The organism is Streptomyces sp. 2131.1, assembly GCF_900105515.1.
Classification (GTDB): domain Bacteria; phylum Actinomycetota; class Actinomycetes; order Streptomycetales; family Streptomycetaceae; genus Streptomyces; species Streptomyces drozdowiczii.
In genome coordinates, this window is record NZ_FNSY01000003.1 from 1 (window position 1) to 22,195 (window position 22,195).

Consider the following 22,195-nt stretch of genomic DNA (forward strand, 5'->3'; position numbering starts at 1 on the left):
GGCACGGGTCACGGGAGCTACTTGCCTCACATGCCTGACGCCCATTTCGCACCCGAGATAACACCCGGGCCGGCGCCGAAGTTCTGTGAGCGTGAGGACCACAACGGGGGCGCGAAGTGGCGGTATGAGCGGAGCGCCGCGGCGAAACAGGCGAGGCAGGCCGGCGCCGCAGAGGAGCCGGAGACCGACAAGCCGGTCACGGACTCTGCGGCCGACGCGGTCAACGTCCGTGAGGACATCGTCCGTCTGCTCAAGCAGCTCCCCGAGTCTCTCGAGCGCTACGTCAGTCTGCTGGAGACGGTCAGCGACCCGGAGGCGGCCGAGGCCCAGGTGATGGCCGTGGAGAGCCAGGCCAACACCCGGGTCGCAACGGCGCAGGCCCGCGCGGACACCGAGCGCACCGCCAGAATCGCCGCGGTGAATGCGAAGGTGGCGGCCGAGGAGGAGAAGGATGCCGCCAACCAGGCCGCGGAGCAGATGCAGAAGGAGCTCGAGGCGGCCCGCGCCCAGTTCGAGGAGGACACCGAGCGGATCACTGCGGAGGCCCAGCACGACATCCAGGAGGCGCGCAACCTCCAGGAGGAGAAGCGGCAGGAAGCCGAGCGCCTGGTCCAGGAGGCGCGGGAGACGGCCGAGACGCAGGTCAACGCCGCTCGCCAGGCCGCAGCCGACGAGATTTCCGCGATCCGGGAGCGCGCCGCCAAGGAGGTCCTCAACGCGGAGAACGCCGCGGGGGAGGCCCGGGTCAAGGCGGAGCGCCAGGTCGCGGAGATGACCACAACGCTCGCGGAGGCGCAGGCCACCGCAGCGGCCAAGATCGAGGAGGCCAACGAGAAGGCCTCGGCCGCGGAGGCACGCGCCGCCACGGCCGAGGAGAACGGCCGGCAGGCGCTGCGGGACGCCGAGGGCATGGTGCAGGCGGCAAAGGGTGCGGCCGAGACGGTCCAGGCCGGGTTGCAGGCCGAGCTCGGTCGGACGAACGACAAGCTCGAGAAGCGGGAGAGCCAGATCGAGGGGTTGCGCGGCGAGCTGAACGCCTTGAAAGACAAGCTGCGCGCCGCGGAGGACCGTGCGCGGACGGCCGAGAACGGACTGCACGCCCAGGAGGCGCAGGACGGAGCTCCGGAGTAGTTCGGCTGGAACACCGGCTTCCACCCGGCGCCGCGGCGTACGGTGGTCACAGAAGGGCCCGGTACCGCAACCCCCGTCGGTACCGGGCCCTTCTGTGCGCCCGGTCAGTCCGTGGCGTAGTCGTGCCGGTCCTCGTCGCCGCGACCGGCGATGGTGGCGGCGGCCCGTTCGAGGGCGGCCGCGAACGGGTCGCCCGCAGTGGTGATCCCGTCGCGCAGGTACTCCTCGGCGGTCTTGCCCGCGGCGGCCGCGGCGAGCTTCACCTGCTTCCGCTCGGCGGCCGTGAGCGGCGCTGTGAGGGCACGGGCCTGGTCGACGTCCATGCGGGGACCGTACCAGCGCCCTGGGGGCCGCCAGGGGCCGTCTAGGTGGTGCTCTCCTCGGCCTGGTGCTGCGCGAGGAGAGTGCGGCGCATCGTTTCCCACCTGGTGGGGACCAGGTCGGTCTCCTCGACGCCCTGCTGGTCCTGCTCCTTTTGCACGGCGTCGGCGACCTTCTTGTACCACTTGCTGATGCCGCGCCGGAGGATCGGAATGCCGGCGTCGGGGTTCGGCGGGGCGGACAGCCACAGTTGCCGCGGCACGCCGCCCTGTAGCCGACTGGTCAGCCTGGAGCGGCGGATGATCCAGTCATTCAACCGGGCGCGGGTGTCCTCGCTGAGCTCCCAGGTCTCCGGCTCGGGCATCTTCCCGCGGAGGCCTCCTTGGGGCTGGCGGATCAGGGTGAGGGTGCGCGGGGTATCGCTGATGAACGTGAGGTCTTCGAGGAGCATGGACTCCAGCTCGGCGAGGCGGGGCCAGACGTCGCGCATGACGCCCCACATGGCCAGGCCGCGGACGATGACGTCGGGCCGGTCGACGTCCGTCCACTGGGCGGCTTCGGTCTCGAGGTGGCCGGTGATCAGGTTGGCCATGCGGGGGGAGACGGTCGGGCGCAGGCGCCACGGGGGGAGGTCGGGGGCCTCGAAGGGGAGCCGAGCCTGCTCGGCGATCCGCTCGAGGCAGAAGATCCGGATCCGCTCGGAGGTGTCGTAGCTGGTCGGGTCGGTGGCCACTATCGGCGCGCTGCGCAGGTGGCCGCCCCGCCCGTACAGCAGGTACGCGTGCACGGCCTCGGGGGCGAGGAGGTTGGCGAGGGAATCGCCGGCGCTCTCGGTCAGGCCGAGGGGGAGCGCCAGGGCGAGCTCGCCCGCGACCCACTCAAGCTGCTGCATGCGGGAGTCCGAGACGACGTCCTTGTTGCCGCGGTTGACGGTGCGGAACGTGTCGAGGATCCGTTCGAGCTGGCGGAGGGCCGGGGCGGGGCTGGGCACGGCTTGGAGGGCGACCGCGTGCGTCACGGGGTCGCCGCTGGCGCTGAGGGGGCGGGCGGTCGTCAAGGTCATGGCACAGAGTTTGCACGCTCCGGGCGCCCGTGGATGCACCTTCCTCGTACTAATTGAGCAGGCCGCGGCGGCGCGGCGGGTTGATCGGCTCCGGCTCGTACACGGTGAGCAGGGCCGCGTCGGCGCGGTCGGGGGACTTCATGCCGCGCTGCTTCATCGCCTTCTTCGACTCGACGACGCTGTATCCGGCCGCGTTGGAGCCGAGGCGCGGGGTGGAGAGCTGGATGCCGGTCTGCCGGTCGACGCGGAGGCGGAGTCGGCCCAGGCCGGTCGAGGGGTCCGGCTGCAGCAGGCCACGGGTAGCGAGCCACATCTCGTCGCGTTTGCGGTACGGCCGCATCTGGGCGCCCGGGTCGTCCTGTTCGGGGGACTCGGACACCATGACGCCGACGATCTGCGCCTGGTGGCGGCCGGTCTTCTCCCAGCGCTTGAGCATGCTGGTCACGCCGTGGCCGATGCCGTTCTGGTCGACCTTGACGCGAACGGCGTGCGGGGAGCCGATGGCGTTGGCGACGAGCTGCGCGGCCTTGATCTCCTCGAGGACCTTCTCGGCGAGGAGGACCTGGTCGTCGTTGATGGTGCCGGAGGAGCAGTAGCGGGTCTCGATGACGTCGCCGACGATGCGCGAAATGACGAACTCATCGCCACCGTCCGCGGCGACGTCGACGCCAAGGCGGACCCAGGCGCCGTCCTTCACCGTATGGGTGGCGGTCTCCGTCTCGATGCCGAGGTCGCACAGCCGGCGCCATCCGGGCCCGGTCGGGTCGTCGCTGGTCTGCGCGGCCTCGACCCAGGTCACGGGGATGGTGAGACCGCCTCCGCCCTTGGGGAACTTGGCGTGCACCTTCGCGATGACGTACGGGTGATCGGGCCCGTACTCGCGGATCGTCCGGTCCACCCATTCCTGGTCGGGGAGGTGGATGGCCAGGGAGTGCGGCGGGACGCCGTCCGGGCAGTCGTTGCAGTAGGGGACGCGCTCCCCGGTGATCGCCGGGGACACGAACGTGGCGATCGGGATGGTGACGGTGCCGCGCTCCTCCGGATCCTCGCCCTCCTCGCACAAGCCCTCGAACCAGGACCTGGGGTCGTCCATCGCTGGGTTGCCGATGGCCAGCATCCGGGCGTCACCGGTGAGCAGGTTGTTCGTGCCGTTGCCGATGGTTCGGGCGATACCGCCGGCCTCGTCAACGATGATGAGCAGCTTGGGCGTGCCGTGGATGCCCTGCATGGCCGCTTCGTCGTTCTCGGGCGCGGTGAAGCCGTACGCCACAATGACGTCATTGCCCCACTGATCAGGCATTTTCCACTGGGTGGTGTCGCAGTAGCCGGGCAGGCCTGCCCGGGCGACGGTCTTCCGGATGTGCGGCCACAGCTGGTTCCGGACCTGCCGGAACCTGGTCGCCGTGGTGACGATGACCATGGTTCCGGGTGCGTTGACGGCCCCGGCCCAGGCAACGGCTCTACCCGCAATCCAAGTTTTACCGACGCCAAATCCGGCGGGGACAGCGATGCGCTTGTTGAACGGGATGGCGTCGACGATCTCGCGCTGGCGGGACCAGATGCTTTCGCCGAGGACGTCCTCGATGAAGCCGGAGGGCGTGTCGTGCCAGAGCCCGTACATGGAGCCGGTGGCCCGTTCGACTTCCCGCATGACGTACGGCCGCTCGCGGGCGCTGATGTCGTGCTTGAAGGCGTGCCGTCGTGCCGAGACGGGGGCGCGCAGCAGGATGTCGGCAACGTTGGAAGCGTCGCGGGAGATGACACCGGGCTTCCGTGCGCGCCGCAGCTCCTCGCGTTCGGGGGCGACGCGCAAGTTCGTGGGCGGGGGCTGCATGCGGGACATGGGCGGGAAGGTGCCGCCCGGGGGGATCTAGTGTCGCGGCCTGGCCGGAGCCCATGCCCAGGCTGCCGGCCAAGCCGCGTGGTCCGGCACGGACCAAATGAACCGAACTGATCACCTCCACCCTTCCAGGTAGCGACCCGTGCCGGAAGTCTGTGCCGAGGGCGGCCCCGCTCCGGGGAGGTGGAGCAGGGGCGCCCCCGGTCTTCAAAGGGTGTGGCCGGAGTGCCTTCCCCAGGAGAATCTCGGGGTCGGAGGGCCAGCCGCACCCTGTAATACGTCGCGGGGACGAATCCTGTTACAGGTCGCCGATGAAGACCCGCGGGGCGGCCGCCTGCGTGCGCATGACCCAGCGCTCCAGGTCGGACCAGGACAGGGTGAAGCTTTCCGCGGGCAAGGGCCGGATGCCGGTCAGCGGATTCTCGGCCGCCCACTGGGCGAGGTTCGCCGCGATGCGCTTCTGCAGGGCGGCACGCTCCTCGGCGGTGAGGGGGACGGGCTTGAAGGCGTACACGGTGGCGCCCTGGCCGCTGCTGTCGCCGTCCCAGCCGAGGGTGAGCTTCAGCCGCTTTACCTGCCGGGTGAGCTCGCTCAGGGCGCGGAGGGTGGAGCAGCCGGGGCAGTCGCAGGGCGCGGCCTCGTCGGCGGCCGTCGGCTGCTCGCCGGTCGGCTGCTCGGCGGCCGGGGCGTTGAAGCTCGCAACGAGGTCCTGCTCCTCCTCGGACCGGAGTATGGCCCGCCGGAACCGTTCGACCTCGAGGTCTTCGGCCTTCTGCTGCTCGGCGGTGAGCTGGTACCAGTGCGGGAGCGCCCGGCCCTCCCCCTCGGCGATGAGGCGTTTCACCTCGTAGTGGTTGCGGGTGAGGTTCGGCGGGAGCAGGGTGCGCCGGGGCTTCACTGTCGTCATGCAGGGGGTAACGCCAGGCGGTCGAATTCTGTGACACCCCCCTGCCCCATCCCCTGCTGCTGCGCTTGTCGGCGCTCGATCGCTAAGAGGCCCCGATACGCGCCGATGCCTGAGCGAAGCGAAGGCATCGGAACTACTTGATGGTGGTACTTGATCTTCTTACTAAAGGGGCCCAGTCCTCGGGCGCCCGGTTCTACGGCGCCCCATAAACCGGCGACCGGAAAACGGTCTCCGGTGACCGGGGACCGAAAACCGGTCCCCGGTGTGACCAGGTCAGATGCAACAAGAAGGCCGGCCCCGATGATGCTGGGGCCGGCCGTGGTGGAACCGGTGGCGCTACAGGCCTCGTCGACGGCGGGCCGCGGCGCGCTGCTTGTAGATCAGGTTCCGCTCGACGTCGGCGTGCTCGGCGATCTTCTCGGGCTTCCAGCCGTAGGGCTGCTCCGACAGGGCGAACACTGCCTCCTGCATGAAGCGCACCGCGAGGTCACGGCGGGCCCGTGCCGCGAAGACGATCGGGGCGGCCTCGAGGAGCTTCTCCTCGGCGCCCTCGACTCGCTCAATGCCTGCGGCCTCGGCGGCCTGGATGAGCTCCTCGCCGTTGCCGGTCGGCAGCTCGTGGACGTGCTTCTTGTTGCCGAACATCACCGTGGCGAGCGCCTGCCGGTAGCCCATGTTCCCCAGGCCGACGGTCGCGGCCAGGCCGAGACGCTGCTCGTAGAACCACAGGTGGGCGAGCGCCTGGTCCCGCTCGTCGAGGTGCAGTGCGATCTCGGCGTCGGCCTGGGCGACGATGCCGGCGGCCTTCACGATCAGGTCCTCGGGGCGAACGTGGACTGCGTCCTCTGGACGCTCAAGGCCCAGCTTCTTGAGGACCTCGTCCTTGGAGTCCTTTTTGATCTGGGCGTAGTTCGGGGCCGGGATGCGCGGGCCGTACGTCTTACCAGCCTTGGGCATGGTGGCTGTTCTCCGTCCAACTGTGGCGCGAGTTGTGCGCCGGCGCGGCGACTGGGGCAACCCCATGCCGCCGCAACGACGGGAATAGTACACCAAGGGAAATGTGGTTGTCAGGGAAGCGGACGCGACACGGGCACTGACCTGCATCGGAGGAAAGCGAACGCCCGGCCGGCCAGGACAAGTACGTAGCCGGCACCGTCGTTCACGACCGTCTGCCCCGAAGCTGGGTTCGGGGTGTCAGTCGTCGCGATCCGTCCGAAGCCGAGGTTCGGGCCCTGAGAGATCGGAGCGGTCCACAGCCGAAACGGCCCCAGGCGCAGGTAGCGCGGCGCCCGGATACGGCGCTGCAGCGTGACACGGGCCATCAGCGGCGCTCCTTCCGCAGGGCCTTGAAGGCGGCTTGCGAGCGCTTGTACGCAGGCCACTCACTGCGCGGCACGAGAGAGAACGCCCCGACGACAACGGGGCCGAGGATGACCTCGAGGCCTGCGATCTTCGCGTTCCGGCCCTCGCCGTGCGTCGCCCAGGCCACACCGAAAAGCAGGGGCGGCGCCGCGGGCGTCACCGGCCACACCCCGGCGGTGAACCGGCCCAGGTCGACGAACCGCGGCCGGCGAACCCTGATCAGCAACTCCAGGGCGACGAACACGACGGCCGAAACCGGGGACGAGTACAGCCACAGGAGGAAGGCGATCGGCCCGTCCAGGGCCACCCACCAGGCGACGGCCCGGGCGGTCTTCCCTCGCGGAGCGCGCTTCGGGCGGTGGAACCACACGGTGCCGGGGAGCACCTCGATGACGTCGGGGTCCTCGTCGGTCCAGGACCAATGCCGGTCGTACGTGGGAGTCGGGGAAGCGCCGTGCGGGCCCTCGTGCTTGGCCAGGCGCTGGCACTGGACGTCGACGGCGAAGCAGGACCAGGTGGTGCACTGACGTTGGCGTCTCATCGCCGCCCCCAGGTGCACAGAAAGTCGGCGATGCCGTCGAAGATGCCTTCGACCACAGCGGCGACCCAGTCCAGAGGCGAGCGGCGGGCGCGGTCGGCGCGCTTGCGGGGCCTCATCGGGCGGCCTCGCCGTGGTGCTCGCGGTGGGCGATCACCTGGGCGCGCGTGGCGAGCTTGGCGAACATCAGCGTGCGGGAGGCGACCGTAACGGTGAAGCCGACGCGGCTGCCGTTGCCGCCGAACGCCCAGCCGGTCGACACCGGCACGGGCCGGATGGTTCGCCAGCCGCCGATCGTGTACCGGCCGAAGCGGTGGCCGAAGTCGCGGTACCAGCCGCGTGTGGTGTGGCAGCAGCCGGAGAACGCGCCGAGGGCGACGGTGAACCCGAGGAGCGAGGCGGCGAAGCCGATGATCCTGGCGGGGCCGTCGACCTGGCAGCGGATGGCCTTCGCGCGCAGGAGGTACTTGCTGCGCCACCCGGCGAAGTACAACCGGGAGGTCAGAGGGAACGCGCGGGTGTGGTCGGGGGCGATCATCGGGACACCGCCATCGCGCGGACACCGTCCGGCGTCAGCCGGTACTCGCTGCCGTCCGGGTAGCGCACCAGGACCTCGTTGGGGAGCTGCGGCCGGCGGACCTTCCACCCGGCCTCGTACGACTCCCTGGGGTTGTCCTCGAACCAGCCGTTGCAGACGGTGCACACGAGGAGCAAGTTGTGGGCCTGGTTGATCCACTCCTCCCGGGCGCCGCCCATGCCGCGGTTCACGCGGTGGTGGATCGTGAGGTGGTCCCGCGTTCCGCAGCGCACGCAGGCGCCGCCGTCGCGGTCGTGGACGATCGCCTTCACCAGGTCGGTGGGGCCGGTCCGTCGTCGTGCCACAGCACTGGTCTCCTCGCCTGCCCCGGCGCCGGACCGATCGTTCACGGTCCTGGTGGGCGCCCGGGGCGAGGCGGGGAGAGTGGACGGCGGCCGCGGCTTACGTCGCGGCGTGCCCGAGGTGGTGGAGGACCTGACCGGCCGGAGCCTCCAGGTACTCGGCGAGGTACTCGGCCCGCTCCCGGCTGATGACAGCGGTGGCCTGGGTGTCCGGGACGGCGTCGGCGGGGAGCTCGGGCAGACCGGTGACGAAGAACCCGATGTGCCGCTGCTGCAGGCCCCGCACGCGGCTGAGGAGCAGCTCGGCCGCGGCGCCGTCCCACGGGCCGATGGTGTGCAGCGGCGACATGGCGCGGTACGAGAAGTGCATGCGGCTGGAGAGGCTGTCGGATGCGGTCCGCGCGACGATGGCCCGCGTGTCCCGGATCCGGCCCGGAGACAGGGAACCGGCCGGGTCGTCGACGGCGTGCTCGACGAAGTCGGCCACGAAGTCCCGCAGGGGCTCCAGGTCGCGGATGGTGCCGCCGTACAGCGGCGCGGCAACACCCTGGGGGCGCGGCCGCTCGTCGATGACGCGGGTCAGGCCACGCATCCAGACGCGGATCCCGCTATCGAGGGAATGCGCGAAGACGAGCTCACCGCCCTCTTCGACGGGCGCGGCTAGGACGTGCGTAGGGGTGGGCATCGAGGGGTTCTCCTCATCGGCGGCGGGATGGGCGCGGCCGAGGTCCCGGGCGCGCGCGATCAGCCCGGTCGGAGGGGGCTGCATCCCCGCCACTGCGGGGCCCAAGAGGGGAGTCCGACGAGGTCTCCGAAGCAGAGCCTACCGAGGGCCGCGGACGGGATGCAGGTGCTTCGCCTCGAAAACGCTGCCCGACTACGCCTCCCACAATGTGCGCGCCACGTTCTCCGTTCCCTGCGCCGCGCGCCCCGCCGACAGTTACGAGCCGGACGGCGGCATGGGATCGCCTCCGATGAACTCCGGCGGGTCGGTGCGGGCGAGATCCCAGCCGCGCTCGTGCGCGTACTCGGCAATCTCGGCCAACGCCTGCTCAATCTCGGTGCGGGGGGTATCGGCGTAGAACAGGTACGTCCCTGGGGCGTCCTTGGCTTTGCTCAGGTACGCGTACAGGTTGGCGGTCGCCGTCTCTTCGGTCTTGCCACCGATCAACTGCTCCACGCCGTGGTGAATGGCGACGATGCCGGCCGAGTCCTTGAACACGTCAAATGTCACGGTTGACACCGTAGCGGCGGTGAGGTGACGTGACGCGGAACGGGCCCGGAAGCCGCGTCACGTCACCTCTCTTCCTGCCCGGGGGTCAGGCCGCGCGGTGCTCGGCGAGCGCCTGCTCGAGCTCGTTGAGGATCGTCACGATGTCGTCGATCTTCACGTAGGAGATCCCGAAGGTGACGGTCCCATCCGCGTGGACGTCGAACTCGTACTCCGCGTACGACTGCTCGTCCTCGTAGTGGTAGCTGCCTGGCTCAGCCTCGGTGAACCCGCCGGGGCCCTCGTCGAACCAGTTCGCGCCCCACGTCTCCTTCATGGCGTGGCCGACGGCGGCCTTGGGGACGCGCTCGAACTCGACTGTGGCGCGCCCGTGGTCATCGAGGCACACCTTGCCCTCGCCCTCCCCGGGCTGCTTCCAGCGCAGGGTGGGGCCGAAGCAATGGCACTTTTCTGCGGGGGTCAGGGCGGGGAACGCCGCGGTGAACGCCTCTTGCGCGGCGAACTGCTGGTTGTCCCAGGACATCCTCCAATCGTGCATGGCCTTCATGACGTGCGGCTGCACGCTGCTCCCTTCCGCCCAGGGCGCGGGGCCACCAGACGGCGGCCGCGGGCCGTGCCTCGGGCAAGGAGCGCACCCTGCACGTTGTGGAGGACTTGTGTCCGCTCCGTGGTTACTGGGTGGTCACTGCGCGGCGGCGGGGGCCGTGACCTGGTCACACGACGCGTACAGCGAGAACCACTCCTCCGGCTCGTCGGCCGTGCCGCCCAGGGCGACCAGGCGGCTCGGGCCGTACGCGTTATCGGCCAGGAACGTCATGGTGGCGCGCATGTCCGGATCGGCGATCCGGTCCGCGTCGGCGACGACAGCGACGTACTGGTGGAGTCCGCCCACGCTGTGCGGGGTGGTGTTCCACGCGGCGAACGCCATGATGCGCTGCGGGCCCTCGAGGTCGTCGGCCCACCAGCCGCCCCGCCGGAGGTCCAGGCGGCCAGGCAGGCACGCGTTGTCGATGAACCGGGCAAGGATGCGCCACACGCTCGCCGACGTCGATCGGTACGGGGCGATGGAGACGGCGACGCGGGGGCCCTCGCCGAACGGGCGGGGGCACGACACCAGGGCCGTCCACGCGACAAGCACGGCGGCCGCAGTGTGATTGTCGATGCCCGGGAGGCGGGCGGCGATCCGGCGGGCGTCCGGGTCGGCGACGGCGTCCAGGGCGGCGCGCAGCTCCTCGTCGAGCGCCAGGCCGAGGACGTCGACGGCGAACCCGCTCGGGGTATCCCGCCACAGCTCGTACGCGCTGCCGGTGTGCTGATCGAGGGCGACCAGCACGTCCAGGAGGACGGCGTCGTCCAGGGCGGCGACGTGGGTGGCCCGCTGGTCAACCGGAAGGTTGAGCAGCCGGTGGGCGAGCTCCGCCGACTCCGCGGCCGGCTGCACGATGCGGTGCGGGCGGTTGGCGGTCCGGGCCTGGGAGGCGAGCGCGGCGCAGCGGGTGAGCGGGATGTACGTCATGGGCGTGGACCGTAGGGGCCGCAGAGGGTTGCGTCGCCCGCTGGGCTGGCCGGTGGCAGAGCCGCTCCTGACGTGGGGCGATGCGATGCAGAGGTGACCTCCAGGACGCGCTGCGCCCCGGCCGGGGAGTCGTCCGGCCGGGGCGCAGCGTCGTACGGGGTCAGGCGTCGGCGCCACCGATGCCGCTCGAGCACTCGGGGTCGAAGATGTTGCAGCCGTCCGGGTCCGGCGTCATCGGCGCGGTCGGCGTCGGCTGCGGCGGTTCGCTGGGTGCCGGGGTGGTGCTCGGCGTGGGGTCCTCGGGCGCCTGGGTCGACGGGGCGGGCTTCGGCTCGCTTGAGGAGTCGGGGCCCTGCACGATGACGACGGCGAGCGCGGCGACGCCCAGGGCCAGGGCGAAACCCCAGCAGACGATCATCACGCGCAGCAGACGCGAGCAGCGCAGGCAGCGCGTCGCACGGGGGCAGGGGGCGGGCTTCGGGCAGGGGACAAGGTCGGACACGGGCGTTCCTTCGGTACGGGGACTGGACGAGCGGACCGTGTCGGACCGACACCGCTTGTGTCGCGTGCTCACCGCCGCGGCGGCGCGATGCGGGGCGGCGCGGCCGGGGCTTTCGGTGCCGCGGGAACCTTCGCGGCCGGGGCCTTCGGCCGGACGGCCGGCCTGCGCGCAGTGCTCGGGCCACTCCCGGCATGGTTGGTACCAGCGTGCGGCGCGCCCGCGGGGCCGTACGGCAGGCACGTCACGGGGTCCACGGTGCCGACGGCGTGCCCGGGGCAGCGGCGGGAGCTGCCGTCGTGGTCGCCATCGGTGACGAGGAGTGCGAGCAGCACGACCAGGCCCAGCACGAGAGCAACGACGCGGGCGGAGACGACCAGGCGGGACGTGCGGTCGTCGGTCATGAGGAACTTGGTCACGACGTGGCCTTCCAGACGAGTGGTGAGGCCGCGGATCGTGGAGGCCGGAAGCGCCTTGCGTCGCGCGCTGCCTACAGTCGAGGGATGAGCACGATTCCCGAACCGGAGCGGGCCCGCCCCCACGGGGCCGAGGACGGGCCGCCCCCCGTTGTGTGGACATGGCCGCGGAGCGACCGTCCGGCGCTCAAGGTGTGGTCCGCGGGCCGATGGCGGTACGCGCCGGTGATCGCACGGCAGGACTGGGCGGACGGCACGGTTCGCTACCAGGTCGAGGCGGACCTTCGCGGGGACACGACCGTCACAGTTTGCGCGTATCAGTGGCCACAGCCCGGGTTGCGGGTGGCGCACCGGAGCGGCTTGGAGCCGTCCAGGGCGGCCGACGGGCGGCGCCAGGGTGGAATGCCGCAGGCGCCGCACCGTCGGCCGCGTACGGGGCCGCAGAAGCGTTCGGCTACAGGTAGGTGATCTGGAGCTCCGCCGCGAGGAGACCACCGTTCAGCGGAGTGTCGGTGAGCAGCGCGCGGACGGGGCGGCCGTCGACCTTGAGCTGGACGACGGAGCCGGCCGGGGCCGGACTGGTGAAGGTGACGCGGCGGCCGCCGAACAGCGCGCCGGAGTTGATCACCAGGTAGGTGCGTACGGAGTCCACGGGAGTTGGCCTTTCGAGCTGGGGCCTGCCCCGTGCGGGCCGCCCTGTACCCCTTACGCGGGCTCGCCCCCGGTGGGACAGGACTACCGGAGCGGATTCTCTCCGGCGATCCGGTCGAGGTCTCCGATCTCGAACGGACAGGTGGGCGCTGGGGCAACGATCTCGCGGTTGCGGGTACCGGCGGGCGGGATTCGGCCGACGGGCCGCGTACGGGCCTCTCCGGGCCCGTATCGAGGCGCCCGACCGCCGGGTGAAGCCCGTTCAGCCTTTGGGGCCCAGTTCGAGCGATCGACAGTGCTCCGGCTCCGGCTCCTCGCGCATCGCAGCGTCGGCGCGCACCAGGGCGTCGGACACCGCTTCGCTCAGGTGTACCGGCTCGTACACGGTGATGGTCGGCTGGAGGCGGTCCGCAAGGGCGGCGGCAAGGTGGTTGCGCAGGGACCGCTCGTATCCGGCGCGGGCCTGCGGGTCAGCCTCAATGCACCGCCAGGCGGCGCGGTCTATCTGCTGCTGGACGGTGACCTCGGCGCCGTTCACGGTGACCGTGGCGGTCAGGACGACGAACGCCCCGAACGGGTTGATGAAGGGAAAGTCGTACACGGGGCCGCTCATGAGCGGCGGGCCGTCGAGCGGCGGCGGGGCGTGCCATGGGCCCGGCCGTGGCGGCGGGGTGCCTGAGCCACCCAGTACGGCGCGCGCTGGCCTTCATCGAGCCGCGCGGCGAGGAGACGGAACGCGGCGGCGGCCTCCCGGAACTGGTCGCCCACACAGAGCGCGTGGAAGCGCTGAAACGGGGTGGCGGTCTCCCGGAGCTGGCGACCGATGTCGAGGCCCGAGAGGGGCGTCTGGTTACTCATGTCGGGGGGAACGTCGGGCGGCCCCGGGCTGTGACAGGGGCCGGGAACGAGGACGGCCCCCGCCGGTGAGGGGCGGGGGCCAGGGGGCGGCGGGGGTCAGTCCTCGTCGATCCCGAGGTACGCCTGTCCGCCCCCGCCGGCGACGGCGTCCCCGTGGGGCTTCTTCTCGATCTGCACGCCGCCCGCCGGGGTCCAGGTGGCAATGTGCGCGAGGCCGGAGACGTCGGCGCCCGGGCTCTGCCCGTTCTCCTCGCCGGGCTCCCAGTCGCCTTCGTGCCACGCCTGGGCGTCGTCGGCGAACTGCCCCTTCATGTCGGCCGTGACCGGGCCGCAGAACTAGACGGTTCCCCCCTCCCCGCGCGTCAGGTAGACCCCTCCGGCGTTGTCCTCGTACGCCCGGATGCTGGCGGTGCTGGCCATGGTTCGCTCCCTCGGATGTGGTGGTTCTGATATAGCGGACGGCACGGACAGCCGGGGCGCCCTCGGCGGAGGACGCCCCGGCCGGGGCCGCTAGGCGACCGTGTCGTAGTCGTCGGCGTCGAGGTACTCGTGCAGCCGGTAGAGCTGGCACAGGTAGTCGGCGGCCCGCGCTTCGCCGTCGACGTTGAAGAACTGGGCGAGGACCCGCGCCGCCATGAGCGGGGGGACGACGTCGGCGAACTGCTGGAACACGCTCGTCCGGGAACCCTGACCCGGGTACGAGGAGCGGAACCCGACGAGGAGACCGGCCTCGTTCTGGGTGAGGCGCAGCCCGTCAGAGACGCGCTTCCAGGTGCGGGCCTTGCCGGTGAGGCAGTTGGACGGCTTGTCGGCGGAGAACTCGTTCCCGCCCTTGGCGCGGCCGGTGGCCGGGTCGATGGGGCGGACGCCACGGGTGTTGATCCGCTCGCCCTCCTTCCAGCCCAGGGCCTGCGCCATCGTGGTGCGGGGGACGTTCTCGCCGGGCGTGGGCAGGGACGACAGGCGGCGGGAGGCGAGGAAGAACACCCGCTCGCGGCGGGAGGCGAGACCGAACTCGGAGGCTTCGAGGATGCCCTGGGTGCTCCAGTACCACTGGCCCTCTTGCTGGCCGCCGCGCAGCTCCCGGCGGATGTCGCCGAGGATCTGCTGCGGCAGCCGGCTGGACTGCTCCATGGCGATGAACTGGAGCGGCGCGCCTGCGGCCTGCATGCCGAACGCCCAGAACAGCAGTTCCGCCATGAGGCCGATACGGGCGTCGGTGAGCGGGGCGAGCTGGGCGCGGAGTTCGTCCCAGGTGGCGCCGGAGCGGGGGGCGAACCCGTCGTGGTAGCCGAGTTCGTCGCAGGTGTCGCAGCCCTCGCACAGGTCGTCGAGTTCGTTGCCGGGGAGGAAGCCGCCCGCCTCGGAGGTTTGGGCGAGCACCGAGCACAGGACGTCGATGTTTGCCTGTTCCTGCCCGGAGTGCTTTCCGGCGGGGGAGAACGAGGGGCACGGCGGGGAGACGATCAGGCCGCGAACGTGGCGCAGGGCGTAGTGCTCGGGGTCCAGGGCGGTGATGTCTGCGCAGATGCGGAAGTGACCGGCGGCGCGGGCGGTGGCGCACGCGTCCTTGGAGACGTCGATGCCGACGGCGTCCACGGCGACACCGAGGACGGTGGCGAGACCCTCCGACCAACCACCGGGACCGGCAAAGAGCTCGATGATGCGGATCGGGTCGCCGGGCAGCGGGTCGAGGAGCCAGCGGCCGGGGAACGGGGCGGCGGCGGTGTCGAGGAAGGCGAGGACCTTGGGCGGGATCGGCAGCCCGTTCTGGCGGGCCAGAGTCGCGATGTGAACGGCGGTGGCGACCGTGGGGGGCAGGGTCCTCATCTGGTGTTTCCTCTTCTTCGCTGGTTCCCGTCGGCGGTGCTCTCCACCAACACCCCGAATAGTACACCAAGGGAAATCCAGCAAGCTCCTAACTGGGGAAATACCCAGTCGATTGCCCCGGGCTGACTGTTCCTGCGGGTCAGGCGAACGTGGCGGTGCGCGCCTGGGCCTCGATCACGGCGGCGGCGGCCTCGACGTCGGCCCCCAGGTCAACCCCGGCGCGCCGAAGGTCTTCAAGCAGCTCCAGGGCCGTCGGGTCGTCGCCCTGGTCGTACGCGGCGATGTGCGCGGCGACCTTCTCGCGCATCGCCACCAGCGCGGTCTCGACAGCCAACAGTCGGCGCAACAGCGGCGGCAGCGCGGTGCGGGCGTAGTTGCCCAGGGCCTGGGTCGTCCGGCGCCCGGCGACGGTGTCGGCGTGGATCTCGGCGACGTCCAGGAGGACGGGGAACGACGGCGGGGCACCGGGGCGCAGCGCGCGGTCCAGCTCGGCGAGCTGCTCGGGCTTAGCAGGGATCAGCACAGGGTGGCTCCGATTCGGAAGGGACGCGCCCGGAGCCGTGACGGGGCTCCGGGCGCGGTGCGGGCGTTCAGCGGGCGAGGTACGGGGCGAGAGAGACGAGGAAGTCAACGCCGACGGCGTGAAGGTCGACGGAGGCCGGGGTGGTGTCGCGCACCCGGGCGGCCGGGTCGGCGGCGGGCGCGGCGTACCCGTACACCCCGGGCCGCGTCCCGAACGCGATGCCGCCCGCGTCGGTCTGCTCCACGTCCACGCGCTGCGCGAGGAACGCGGCCATGCGGCGGGCGAGACGCCCCCGCACGTTGCGCATCGGCCACGTCTTCGGGTCGAGCGGCTTGCCAGGCAGGAACTGGGCCACGGCCCGCTCGACGGCGCGCACCGGACCCTCTATCTGGACGTCACACGCGGGGTTGGAGCCGTGCAGGGTGGCCGAGTAGCGCAGGCCGGCCGAGGACCAGGTGACGGTAGACGTGTTCACCAGGAGCCCGCCCCGCTCGTACGTCGCTGCGCCCTGGGCGCGCATCGCGGCGCCGATCTCGTAGAGCAGCTCCAGCCGGACGCGGGAGACGTCCTCGCGGGCGCGGGCCGCATCGTCGTCGAGGACGGGCAGGACCAGGCGCAGGATCTCGCGGGCGACGACGTCCGGGCGGGAGGAGCAGAACGTGAAGTCCGGCCGGTACGGCTCACGGCCGGGGAGCTGCCACCCGACCTCGGTGTTCCAGGTGTGCCCGTTGGCGACCAGGACCAGGGCGCGGGCGCCTTGGACCAGGCGGACGCCGGGGTGCCGGGCGGTCCACCACGGGGCGTAGGGCTCCACGGTCCAGGGGACGCCGGTTCGCGCGGGGAGCAGTGCGGCGACGTGCTCGGCGAGGGTGCGGGCGGGGCAGGCGACGGGGGCCGGGGCGGCCACGGGCGCGGTCATGTCGTGGGGCCTTTCGAGGGGGCCGCGCCCCGGTACGAGGGGCAGGGGCGCGGCCGGGCGGGTGAGGGTCAGACCAGGTGCGCGGCGGCGGCGAGCAGGAAGTCGACGCCGGCCGGGGCGACCTGGGCGCAGACCCGGGTGCTGTCGGTCACGGGGTCGCTGAGCTCGGCGCGGGAGGGAAGCGCGATCCAGCCGTGCAGGTCCTGGTAGCCGCCGAACTCGACCTCGTCGGCGTCGACTGGGCGGAGCTGCGGGAAGCGGTCCGTCAGGTGGCGCGTGAACGGGCTACCGGCGTCCGTGGGGACGTGACCGTGCAGCGCGGGCAGCAGGACCGGCAGCGCCCCATACAGGCCACTCATGGGCCCCTCGTAGGTCAGCGAGTAGTTCGAGCCCGCACCGTTCGCCCATACGCCCCACTCGGCGCCGGACGCGCTCGCCCACTTGATGCCGGGGCCGTCGGGGCGCTCCGTGCTCGCGGGGGACACGCCCTGGTCGATCAGGTGGAACCCGAACTCCGTAAGCGCGGTGCCCTTGGCGTGCAGAACGTGGTGCCACCCCTTCTCGGCGGCGGCCTCCCGGATCGTCGCGGCGTCCAGGTCGGCGAGGAGCCAGCGCAGCGCACGTGTGGCGAGCGTGGCGACGGAGGCCGGGTCGGTGGAGTCGACGACGACGTCCGGCGTGTACGGGAACAGGTCGGGACGCTCGCCGTACAGCTCGACGCGGTTGCCCTCCTCGACGACGAGCAGGGAGCGGCGGCCGTCGGTGATCCGGGACGTAGCGGCGTGGTTGCGCGGGCCGTAGAGCGGGGCGGTGCCGACCTTCCACGCCTTGCCCTGGCGGGCGGGCAGGAGGGCGGCGAGCGGCGCGGCGGTGGCCGCCTCGGTGACGGCAGAGATCACGGGGTGTTCCTCGTTTCGTGGTTCGGTCCGGCGCGGTGCTCTCCGGCCGGTGATGTGGTCATGCGGGTGGGGCTTGTGTCGCGGCCGGCCCCGGGGGCGGGGGTCGGCCGCGACAGGTCAGCGGGTCGGTTCGAACCCGGCGACGTCGTCCACCAGGTCGCCCTCGAGGTCGGGGCCGACCTCCTGGTCGTACGCCCGCTGAACGGCTTGGGCGTGGCCGTCGACCAGGAACTCGTACGCCCACACGTCGCGGCCGTCGAGGATGGCGTCGATCGCCGTCTCTTCTCCGTCCTTGACGGTGTGGGACTCGGTGATCGTGAGAACCGGGCCGTCCCAGGTGCCGACGAGCAGTACGGACATGGGGCGCTCCTTCCGGGTAGGGGCCGCGCGGTGGGCACGGCCCCGGGGGTGGGCGGTCAGGCGGCGTCGGCGAGCCAGCCCGACACCACGTCGGCGTCCTCGCCGTAGCACTCCGACGTGACGTCCGCGAACGACGCGTCCGGGTCATCCAGCAGGGTCAGCGCGGCGTTGACCGCGAAGTTGTCGATGTCGTCGGCGACGCCGTTGTGGAGCCGTGCGGCCATGTCGTCAACGGCGCGGTTCAGCGCGGTGGAGACCTGGTCCCGGGTGTACGTCTCGTACGTGACCGGGTGCAGGGGAGTAGCCGGCCTCGGCACGGCGAGGACGTTCAGATATGCCCAGAACGCCGACTGTGTCGCTGCGAAGTCTCGGTTCTCAACGTCTACGCCGGACTCCTCGGCGGCCATGTTGAAACCCTCGCCGAGGGCCTTCTCGACCTGCTCGTACGTGAAGGCGGTGGCGGGAGTGGTGCTCATGGTGGGTGTCCTTCGTTCGGATGTCCGGGCGGTGCTCTCCGGCCGGTATGTGGTCAGGCGGTGGGGGCTTGCGTCGCGCCCCGGGGCGGCTCGTGTGTCCGGCCCCGGGGCGTAGCGGCGGGGGGCGTGCCGGCTAAGCCGACTCGGCGTCACCGGCGCGCAGGTAGCGGCCGGTGTCGATGTAGTGCTGGCAGGATGCGGACGACGTGAGGTCCCAGGCGGCGGGGTCGTAGCCGGTGACGGCACGGAGCGCGGCGGCGGCCCGCTCGGCGAGCGCCTTCAGGCCGTCCCCGGCATACGCCTCCACCAGGTACACACCCCCGGGCCGGTCGGCGACGCCCTCGGGCAGCTCCGGCGACTCGGGAAGGCTGTCGTCCTCGTACCCCGTGTACGAGATGGTGAGGTCGCCTTCGTAGTCCACCTCGATCACGAAATCGGCGACGTACGGGTGCCCGGAGATGACGCCGTAGACGCCCCAGGGGCCGGACTCGGCGCTCCAGCCGGGACCGAGGAGCTGCGCCGTGGCGCGTGCGATGTCGGAGATGCTGAACGGGTACTCCGTGCCGGGCGCGGGCTCGTACGCGGCCGGGGCGGTGGCGGTGCTCATTGTGGGTTCCTCGCTTCGTTGGTTGGGCCCGGCGTGCTCTCGCCGGGTAGTACGCCGGGCGGGGGGTTCCTGTGACGCCCCCGCCCGGCCGTGCAGGTCAGCGGCGGTTGCAGGGGCGGGCGTTGTCGACGTGCACCTCGGCCTCAAGGCGGAGGCGCTTCTCCCAGACCTTGAAGACCTGGCGCAGCCAGTCGTCCGTCCGCTCCCACTGGTGCGGGCCGTCGTCGTGCAGGAGGTGCAGCGCGTGCGCCTGCTCGGCCTCGCGCCGGCCAAACTCCTCGAATCCCGGGTTGACCGGGTTCAGGCGGTGAGGGAGCGGGAGTTCGCGGTCGACGAGCGGCACCAGGACGTACTCGCCGAGGTCGGCGGGGAACCGGGCGGCCGGGTGCTCCACGGCGATCTGCTCGGCCATGAACAGCTCCTCGGTGGCCTCCAAGGGCAGGTGCTCGTACGCGCCGGGCGGAACGGCGTCGAACTCGCGGGCGGCGGCGTCGAGGCGCTCCGCGATGCCGTAGAGGGCGGCGCGAATGTTGGGGTCGGTGGTGAACCGGTCGCGGGCGATCTCGGCGACGGTGCGGGCGCGCTGGCCGGCCTGGGCGTACTGGTTGACGACCGGAGCCGTGGTGGTGGACATGGGGGTCTCCGTCTCTGGGGTGTTGAGGGGCCGGGGCGCGGCGGGGGGAGGCCGCGCCCCGGCGGTTCTGGGAAGGGGTCAGGCGGCGGCGCGGGCGGTGGCCGGGCGGCCGAGGCGGAGCGCGGCGAGGAAGTCGGCCACCTGGCCGTTCTTCGGGGTGAAGCCGGAGAGGGCGACGGCGCGGATGTCCTCGCGGGTCCAGAGCGCGACGGAGACGACGCGGTGACGCTTCATGCGGGCGAGGTCGCCGGTGCGGGAGACGGTCAGGCCCTTCTTTCCCTTGCGCTTCTTCGCGGTGGTGGCCGTGCCTGCCTCACGGTCAAGGCCCTTGGCCTTCTTCGTGATGGTCGCCGCGTAGTTGTGGGCGACGAGCGGGGTAACGCCACCGGCCATCAGGTGGGCGGAGGCGGGGGCGGGACCGGCGGCAACGGCCTTGATGGCGTTGCGGGTCTCGCGCTGGGCGCGGGTGCGGGTGCGGAGGGTGGAAGCGGCGCGGCGGCTGCGGGCACTGGCCATGTGGTGTTCCTCGTGTTCTTCGTTGGTTCGTCGGCGGTGCTCTCCGCCAACAAGAGGAATAATACACCAAGGGAAACCAGCAGGGGAAGCCATGATCCGCACGGACCTGGGTTTGCGCAGATGAGAGCGCGTCCACCCCCCTGGGGAGGGTCGGACGTGTTTCCTCCGGCTTACTGTTCGCGCGGGCTAGAACAGGGCGTCGTCCTGGGGCGTGGCGACGGCGGCCGGCCTGCGGGTGCGGGTGGCGCGCGGCTGGGTCGGTTCGTCCCCGAACAGGGCGTCGGTGCCGTTCGCGTGCGGCGCGGCCTCCACGCGGCGGGCGACGGCCTGGGCGTCCACCAGGGTGAGCGGGGCGGCCGGGTCGAAGTCGGCGCGGTGCATGGTGGCCCAGTCGATGCTCTGGGGGCGGGTGGCAGTGCTCACGGGGTCTCTGCTGTCTCGGGAACGGGGCCGGGGCGCGGGGTGCGCCCCGGCGGGGCGGGGAGCTGTCAGGCGGCGACGGTGAGGCGGGCGGGCGGGTGGGCGGCCTCCTCGCGCATCTCGCGGGCCGTGTCGCGCACAGTGGCCATGACCTCCTCGGCCTGGGCCGGGGTGAGCCGCTCGGCGCCCTCGCGCGGGCCCTCCTCGGCCTCCACGACCGCGAACACGGCCGCATAGATCTCCGTGACCAGCAGACGTCCCCCCTTCATGCGCTGAGCGATGGAGCCGGGCGCGGCGGCGTTGAACTCCTCGCGGGCGGCGGCGACCTTCTGCCCGTAGTAGAGGGCGGATCCCCATCCGCGCTGCATGTACTCCGTGCGGACGGTGGTCTCTGCGATGTGCAGGCCGTCGCGGATCGCGCGGTTGGCCTGCCCGCGCTCCATCAGGACGGCGCGGACGTACTTGTTCACGACGTCGCGTGCGGCTCGCTCGGTGGCGCTCATCTTCCGGGCCATGACGTGGGGTCCTCTCGTGTGCTGTGCGGGGGCCGGGGCGCACGCGGGCGGCGCGTCCCGGCGGGGAGCTGCGGGGGTCAGGGGTGCGGCGGCCGGGTCACGGCTGGTTGTGCTCGAACCACTGGGCGTCGAGGGCGAACAGGGCGGCGCCAAACTCCTCGGTGCCCGGGACGGCGTCGATGCGGGTCAGCAGCTTCCGGCCGGCAGCGACGGTGTGCGGGGTGCCGTCGTTGTCCGTCCAGGCGTACGCGGGGCGCTTGGCCACGGTCGCGCACAGGTCGGCGTACTCGGCCTCGCCCTTGCACTGCGGCGGGACGCCGGGGCCGCACTCGCGGTTGCCCATCGTGGCGCAGTCCCACCCGGTCTCGTCCTCGTCGACCCGGCCGTCTCGGTTGTCGTCGCCCATCAGGTCGGCGCGCCCGTCGATCCAGCCGTCGTTGTACGTGGTGACGGCGTCGCTCTTCGGGGCGAAGTCGGCCGGGGTGGCGTCGGACGCTGCGATGGTGCCTGCGGCGCCCAGGATGATCACGGCGGTACCGACGGCGAGCAGGGACGCCGGGCGGGGGCGGCGGGCCAGCAGGCGGGCGAGACGGGGGAAGCGCGGCATGGGGTGTTCCTTCGCTGGTTGGTGCGGTCCCGGTTGCTCTCCGGGGCCGTGGGCGGTGCGCCCTGCGCCCGTTCCGGCGGACAGCCGGCCCAGGGGCGGGGCGCACCGCCCGCCGGGGGTGGCGGCGGGCGGTGCGGTCTGGGGGTCAGGCCGTAACGGCGCTGTCCGTCATGAAGAACGGGTTGATAAGGAAGTCGGCGCTGTCGCCGTTAAGGGCCTCGCGGAACCCGGCGGAGCGGTCCCGGGCGACCACGAGGTGAACGGCGGAGCCGGGGACGGCGTCCTTCACGGCCCAGGCGCGGGCCACCTGGTTGTCGTAGCCGGAGTCGGTGGTGACTCCGAGGTGGTGAACGGCGGCACGGTCGGTGCCCGCGTCGGTGACAACCGCGATGAAGAGGTGGAGTTGGGGGGTCTTGTCCAGGGTGACGGCCATGGTGTTCCTCGCTTCGTTGGTTGGCCCCGGTGCTCTCCGGGGCGACAAGAAGAACAGTACACCAAGGGAAATTCAGCGCAACCCCCTGAGGTAGGAAACCATAAGAAACCCAGGTGAACGGCTAGGAAGTCGCACTGCGCAGACCCTTTATATTTCCCTGGGTTGACTATTCCTCTGGGGTGGGGCTACGTTCAAGGCACGCCACTAAGGCGGGGCCGGGGCGAGCATCCCCGGCCGAACCAAC

The 22,195-nt window shown here is 71.7% G+C and carries 32 protein-coding genes; 1 reads left to right on the forward strand and 31 read right to left on the reverse strand.

Annotated elements, in window-relative coordinates:
• Nucleotides 1-1,131: coiled-coil domain-containing protein (locus tag BLW14_RS33120; protein ID WP_218137714.1), on the forward strand; the 1,131-nt coding region annotated here is incomplete at its 5' end.
• A gap of 104 nt (nucleotides 1,132-1,235) precedes the next feature.
• Here the strand turns inward: BLW14_RS33120 and BLW14_RS33125 are convergent.
• The 31 genes from BLW14_RS33125 to BLW14_RS33275 all read right to left on the reverse strand — a co-directional run bounded on the left by BLW14_RS33125 (nucleotide 1,236) and on the right by BLW14_RS33275 (nucleotide 21,951).
• Entirely contained in the window at nucleotides 1,236-1,454 is a 219-nt protein-coding gene (locus BLW14_RS33125) for a hypothetical protein (protein WP_093711060.1), read from the reverse strand.
• A 41-nt stretch (nucleotides 1,455-1,495) separates the two neighbouring features.
• Nucleotides 1,496-2,515 (reverse strand): hypothetical protein, encoded by a 1,020-nt coding sequence (locus BLW14_RS33130; RefSeq protein ID WP_093711061.1) that lies wholly within the window; start codon nucleotides 2,513-2,515, stop codon nucleotides 1,496-1,498.
• Between the two features lie 49 nt (nucleotides 2,516-2,564).
• Nucleotides 2,565-4,358, reverse strand: a complete 1,794-nt coding sequence (locus tag BLW14_RS33135) for a hypothetical protein (protein ID WP_093711062.1) — start codon at nucleotides 4,356-4,358, stop codon at nucleotides 2,565-2,567.
• 295 nt (nucleotides 4,359-4,653) lie between these two features.
• On the reverse strand, nucleotides 4,654-5,262 hold the full coding sequence (locus tag BLW14_RS33140; protein WP_143052039.1) for a hypothetical protein: 609 nt from the start codon (nucleotides 5,260-5,262) through the stop codon (nucleotides 4,654-4,656).
• Between the two features lie 336 nt (nucleotides 5,263-5,598).
• On the reverse strand, nucleotides 5,599-6,219 hold the full coding sequence (locus BLW14_RS33145; protein ID WP_093711064.1) for a hypothetical protein: 621 nt from the start codon (nucleotides 6,217-6,219) through the stop codon (nucleotides 5,599-5,601).
• A 364-nt stretch (nucleotides 6,220-6,583) separates the two neighbouring features.
• Nucleotides 6,584-7,165, reverse strand: coding sequence for a hypothetical protein (locus BLW14_RS33150; RefSeq protein WP_143052040.1), 582 nt, complete (start codon nucleotides 7,163-7,165; stop codon nucleotides 6,584-6,586).
• A 112-nt stretch (nucleotides 7,166-7,277) separates the two neighbouring features.
• Nucleotides 7,278-7,700, reverse strand: a complete 423-nt coding sequence (locus tag BLW14_RS33155; protein WP_093711066.1) for a hypothetical protein — start codon at nucleotides 7,698-7,700, stop codon at nucleotides 7,278-7,280.
• Complete coding sequence (locus BLW14_RS33160; RefSeq protein ID WP_093711067.1) at nucleotides 7,697-8,044, reverse strand: HNH endonuclease; 348 nt, start codon at nucleotides 8,042-8,044, stop codon at nucleotides 7,697-7,699. Before BLW14_RS33160 ends, BLW14_RS33155 begins: the two co-directional genes overlap by 4 nt.
• Before the next feature lie 97 nt (nucleotides 8,045-8,141).
• Nucleotides 8,142-8,810: a hypothetical protein gene (locus tag BLW14_RS33165; RefSeq protein ID WP_143052041.1), complete on the reverse strand. Its 669-nt coding sequence runs from the start codon at nucleotides 8,808-8,810 to the stop codon at nucleotides 8,142-8,144.
• Nucleotides 8,811-8,981: 171 nt separating this feature from the next.
• Nucleotides 8,982-9,275 carry a hypothetical protein gene (locus BLW14_RS35580; RefSeq protein WP_256333061.1) on the reverse strand — a complete coding sequence of 98 codons (294 nt, stop codon included), beginning with the start codon at nucleotides 9,273-9,275 and terminating at the stop codon, nucleotides 8,982-8,984.
• Nucleotides 9,276-9,360: 85 nt separating this feature from the next.
• On the reverse strand, nucleotides 9,361-9,795 hold the full coding sequence (locus BLW14_RS33175; protein ID WP_143052042.1) for a hypothetical protein: 435 nt from the start codon (nucleotides 9,793-9,795) through the stop codon (nucleotides 9,361-9,363).
• A 159-nt stretch (nucleotides 9,796-9,954) separates the two neighbouring features.
• Complete coding sequence (locus BLW14_RS33180) at nucleotides 9,955-10,788, reverse strand: hypothetical protein (protein WP_093711070.1); 834 nt, start codon at nucleotides 10,786-10,788, stop codon at nucleotides 9,955-9,957.
• A 160-nt stretch (nucleotides 10,789-10,948) separates the two neighbouring features.
• On the reverse strand, nucleotides 10,949-11,290 hold the full coding sequence (locus tag BLW14_RS33185; protein ID WP_093711071.1) for a hypothetical protein: 342 nt from the start codon (nucleotides 11,288-11,290) through the stop codon (nucleotides 10,949-10,951).
• Nucleotides 11,291-11,358: 68 nt separating this feature from the next.
• Nucleotides 11,359-11,706, reverse strand: coding sequence for a hypothetical protein (locus BLW14_RS33190; protein WP_093711072.1), 348 nt, complete (start codon nucleotides 11,704-11,706; stop codon nucleotides 11,359-11,361).
• A 451-nt stretch (nucleotides 11,707-12,157) separates the two neighbouring features.
• Nucleotides 12,158-12,355 carry a hypothetical protein gene (locus BLW14_RS33195; RefSeq protein ID WP_093711073.1) on the reverse strand — a complete coding sequence of 66 codons (198 nt, stop codon included), beginning with the start codon at nucleotides 12,353-12,355 and terminating at the stop codon, nucleotides 12,158-12,160.
• 261 nt (nucleotides 12,356-12,616) lie between these two features.
• Nucleotides 12,617-12,955, reverse strand: coding sequence for a hypothetical protein (locus tag BLW14_RS33200; RefSeq protein WP_093711074.1), 339 nt, complete (start codon nucleotides 12,953-12,955; stop codon nucleotides 12,617-12,619).
• A gap of 8 nt (nucleotides 12,956-12,963) precedes the next feature.
• Nucleotides 12,964-13,212, reverse strand: coding sequence for a hypothetical protein (locus BLW14_RS33205; RefSeq protein WP_093711075.1), 249 nt, complete (start codon nucleotides 13,210-13,212; stop codon nucleotides 12,964-12,966).
• A 96-nt stretch (nucleotides 13,213-13,308) separates the two neighbouring features.
• A complete protein-coding gene (locus BLW14_RS33210; protein ID WP_093711076.1) occupies nucleotides 13,309-13,524 on the reverse strand; it encodes a hypothetical protein in 216 nt (71 codons plus the stop codon).
• Between the two features lie 198 nt (nucleotides 13,525-13,722).
• On the reverse strand, nucleotides 13,723-15,042 hold the full coding sequence (locus BLW14_RS33215) for a DNA cytosine methyltransferase (RefSeq protein WP_093711077.1): 1,320 nt from the start codon (nucleotides 15,040-15,042) through the stop codon (nucleotides 13,723-13,725).
• Nucleotides 15,043-15,181: 139 nt separating this feature from the next.
• Nucleotides 15,182-15,565, reverse strand: coding sequence for a hypothetical protein (locus tag BLW14_RS33220; protein ID WP_093711078.1), 384 nt, complete (start codon nucleotides 15,563-15,565; stop codon nucleotides 15,182-15,184).
• A gap of 67 nt (nucleotides 15,566-15,632) precedes the next feature.
• Complete coding sequence (locus BLW14_RS33225) at nucleotides 15,633-16,484, reverse strand: hypothetical protein (protein WP_093711079.1); 852 nt, start codon at nucleotides 16,482-16,484, stop codon at nucleotides 15,633-15,635.
• 68 nt (nucleotides 16,485-16,552) lie between these two features.
• Complete coding sequence (locus BLW14_RS33230) at nucleotides 16,553-17,383, reverse strand: hypothetical protein (RefSeq protein ID WP_093711080.1); 831 nt, start codon at nucleotides 17,381-17,383, stop codon at nucleotides 16,553-16,555.
• A gap of 117 nt (nucleotides 17,384-17,500) precedes the next feature.
• Nucleotides 17,501-17,743 (reverse strand): hypothetical protein, encoded by a 243-nt coding sequence (locus BLW14_RS33235; protein WP_093711081.1) that lies wholly within the window; start codon nucleotides 17,741-17,743, stop codon nucleotides 17,501-17,503.
• Nucleotides 17,744-17,799: 56 nt separating this feature from the next.
• Nucleotides 17,800-18,219 carry a hypothetical protein gene (locus BLW14_RS33240; RefSeq protein WP_093711082.1) on the reverse strand — a complete coding sequence of 140 codons (420 nt, stop codon included), beginning with the start codon at nucleotides 18,217-18,219 and terminating at the stop codon, nucleotides 17,800-17,802.
• Between the two features lie 133 nt (nucleotides 18,220-18,352).
• Nucleotides 18,353-18,826, reverse strand: a complete 474-nt coding sequence (locus tag BLW14_RS33245) for a hypothetical protein (RefSeq protein ID WP_093711083.1) — start codon at nucleotides 18,824-18,826, stop codon at nucleotides 18,353-18,355.
• Between the two features lie 97 nt (nucleotides 18,827-18,923).
• On the reverse strand, nucleotides 18,924-19,460 hold the full coding sequence (locus tag BLW14_RS33250) for a hypothetical protein (RefSeq protein WP_093711084.1): 537 nt from the start codon (nucleotides 19,458-19,460) through the stop codon (nucleotides 18,924-18,926).
• 78 nt (nucleotides 19,461-19,538) lie between these two features.
• Nucleotides 19,539-19,976 carry a hypothetical protein gene (locus BLW14_RS33255; protein WP_093711085.1) on the reverse strand — a complete coding sequence of 146 codons (438 nt, stop codon included), beginning with the start codon at nucleotides 19,974-19,976 and terminating at the stop codon, nucleotides 19,539-19,541.
• A gap of 186 nt (nucleotides 19,977-20,162) precedes the next feature.
• Complete coding sequence (locus tag BLW14_RS33260) at nucleotides 20,163-20,399, reverse strand: hypothetical protein (protein ID WP_093711086.1); 237 nt, start codon at nucleotides 20,397-20,399, stop codon at nucleotides 20,163-20,165.
• A gap of 65 nt (nucleotides 20,400-20,464) precedes the next feature.
• Entirely contained in the window at nucleotides 20,465-20,911 is a 447-nt protein-coding gene (locus BLW14_RS33265) for a hypothetical protein (RefSeq protein WP_093711087.1), read from the reverse strand.
• 97 nt (nucleotides 20,912-21,008) lie between these two features.
• Complete coding sequence (locus BLW14_RS33270) at nucleotides 21,009-21,518, reverse strand: hypothetical protein (protein WP_093711088.1); 510 nt, start codon at nucleotides 21,516-21,518, stop codon at nucleotides 21,009-21,011.
• Nucleotides 21,519-21,663: 145 nt separating this feature from the next.
• Nucleotides 21,664-21,951 (reverse strand): hypothetical protein, encoded by a 288-nt coding sequence (locus BLW14_RS33275; RefSeq protein ID WP_093711089.1) that lies wholly within the window; start codon nucleotides 21,949-21,951, stop codon nucleotides 21,664-21,666.
• Nucleotides 21,952-22,195 lie beyond the last annotated feature (244 nt).

Coding starts and splice junctions, on each gene's coding strand:
- BLW14_RS33125 (WP_093711060.1), bottom strand. CDS start 1,454: ATGGACGTCGACCAGGCCCGTGCCCTCACAGCGCCGCTCACGGCCGCC.
- BLW14_RS33130 (WP_093711061.1), bottom strand. CDS start 2,515: ATGACCTTGACGACCGCCCGCCCCCTCAGCGCCAGCGGCGACCCCGTG.
- BLW14_RS33135 (WP_093711062.1), bottom strand. CDS start 4,358: ATGTCCCGCATGCAGCCCCCGCCCACGAACTTGCGCGTCGCCCCCGAA.
- BLW14_RS33140 (WP_143052039.1), bottom strand. CDS start 5,262: ATGACGACAGTGAAGCCCCGGCGCACCCTGCTCCCGCCGAACCTCACC.
- BLW14_RS33145 (WP_093711064.1), bottom strand. CDS start 6,219: ATGCCCAAGGCTGGTAAGACGTACGGCCCGCGCATCCCGGCCCCGAAC.
- BLW14_RS33150 (WP_143052040.1), bottom strand. CDS start 7,165: ATGAGACGCCAACGTCAGTGCACCACCTGGTCCTGCTTCGCCGTCGAC.
- BLW14_RS33155 (WP_093711066.1), bottom strand. CDS start 7,700: ATGATCGCCCCCGACCACACCCGCGCGTTCCCTCTGACCTCCCGGTTG.
- BLW14_RS33165 (WP_143052041.1), bottom strand. CDS start 8,810: ATGCAGCCCCCTCCGACCGGGCTGATCGCGCGCGCCCGGGACCTCGGC.
- BLW14_RS33175 (WP_143052042.1), bottom strand. CDS start 9,795: ATGTCCTGGGACAACCAGCAGTTCGCCGCGCAAGAGGCGTTCACCGCG.
- BLW14_RS33180 (WP_093711070.1), bottom strand. CDS start 10,788: ATGACGTACATCCCGCTCACCCGCTGCGCCGCGCTCGCCTCCCAGGCC.
- BLW14_RS33205 (WP_093711075.1), bottom strand. CDS start 13,212: ATGAGTAACCAGACGCCCCTCTCGGGCCTCGACATCGGTCGCCAGCTC.
- BLW14_RS33210 (WP_093711076.1), bottom strand. CDS start 13,524: ATGAAGGGGCAGTTCGCCGACGACGCCCAGGCGTGGCACGAAGGCGAC.
- BLW14_RS33215 (WP_093711077.1), bottom strand. CDS start 15,042: ATGAGGACCCTGCCCCCCACGGTCGCCACCGCCGTTCACATCGCGACT.
- BLW14_RS33225 (WP_093711079.1), bottom strand. CDS start 16,484: ATGACCGCGCCCGTGGCCGCCCCGGCCCCCGTCGCCTGCCCCGCCCGC.
- BLW14_RS33235 (WP_093711081.1), bottom strand. CDS start 17,743: ATGTCCGTACTGCTCGTCGGCACCTGGGACGGCCCGGTTCTCACGATC.
- BLW14_RS33240 (WP_093711082.1), bottom strand. CDS start 18,219: ATGAGCACCACTCCCGCCACCGCCTTCACGTACGAGCAGGTCGAGAAG.
- BLW14_RS33245 (WP_093711083.1), bottom strand. CDS start 18,826: ATGAGCACCGCCACCGCCCCGGCCGCGTACGAGCCCGCGCCCGGCACG.
- BLW14_RS33250 (WP_093711084.1), bottom strand. CDS start 19,460: ATGTCCACCACCACGGCTCCGGTCGTCAACCAGTACGCCCAGGCCGGC.
- BLW14_RS33255 (WP_093711085.1), bottom strand. CDS start 19,976: ATGGCCAGTGCCCGCAGCCGCCGCGCCGCTTCCACCCTCCGCACCCGC.
- BLW14_RS33265 (WP_093711087.1), bottom strand. CDS start 20,911: ATGGCCCGGAAGATGAGCGCCACCGAGCGAGCCGCACGCGACGTCGTG.
- BLW14_RS33270 (WP_093711088.1), bottom strand. CDS start 21,518: ATGCCGCGCTTCCCCCGTCTCGCCCGCCTGCTGGCCCGCCGCCCCCGC.
- BLW14_RS33275 (WP_093711089.1), bottom strand. CDS start 21,951: ATGGCCGTCACCCTGGACAAGACCCCCCAACTCCACCTCTTCATCGCG.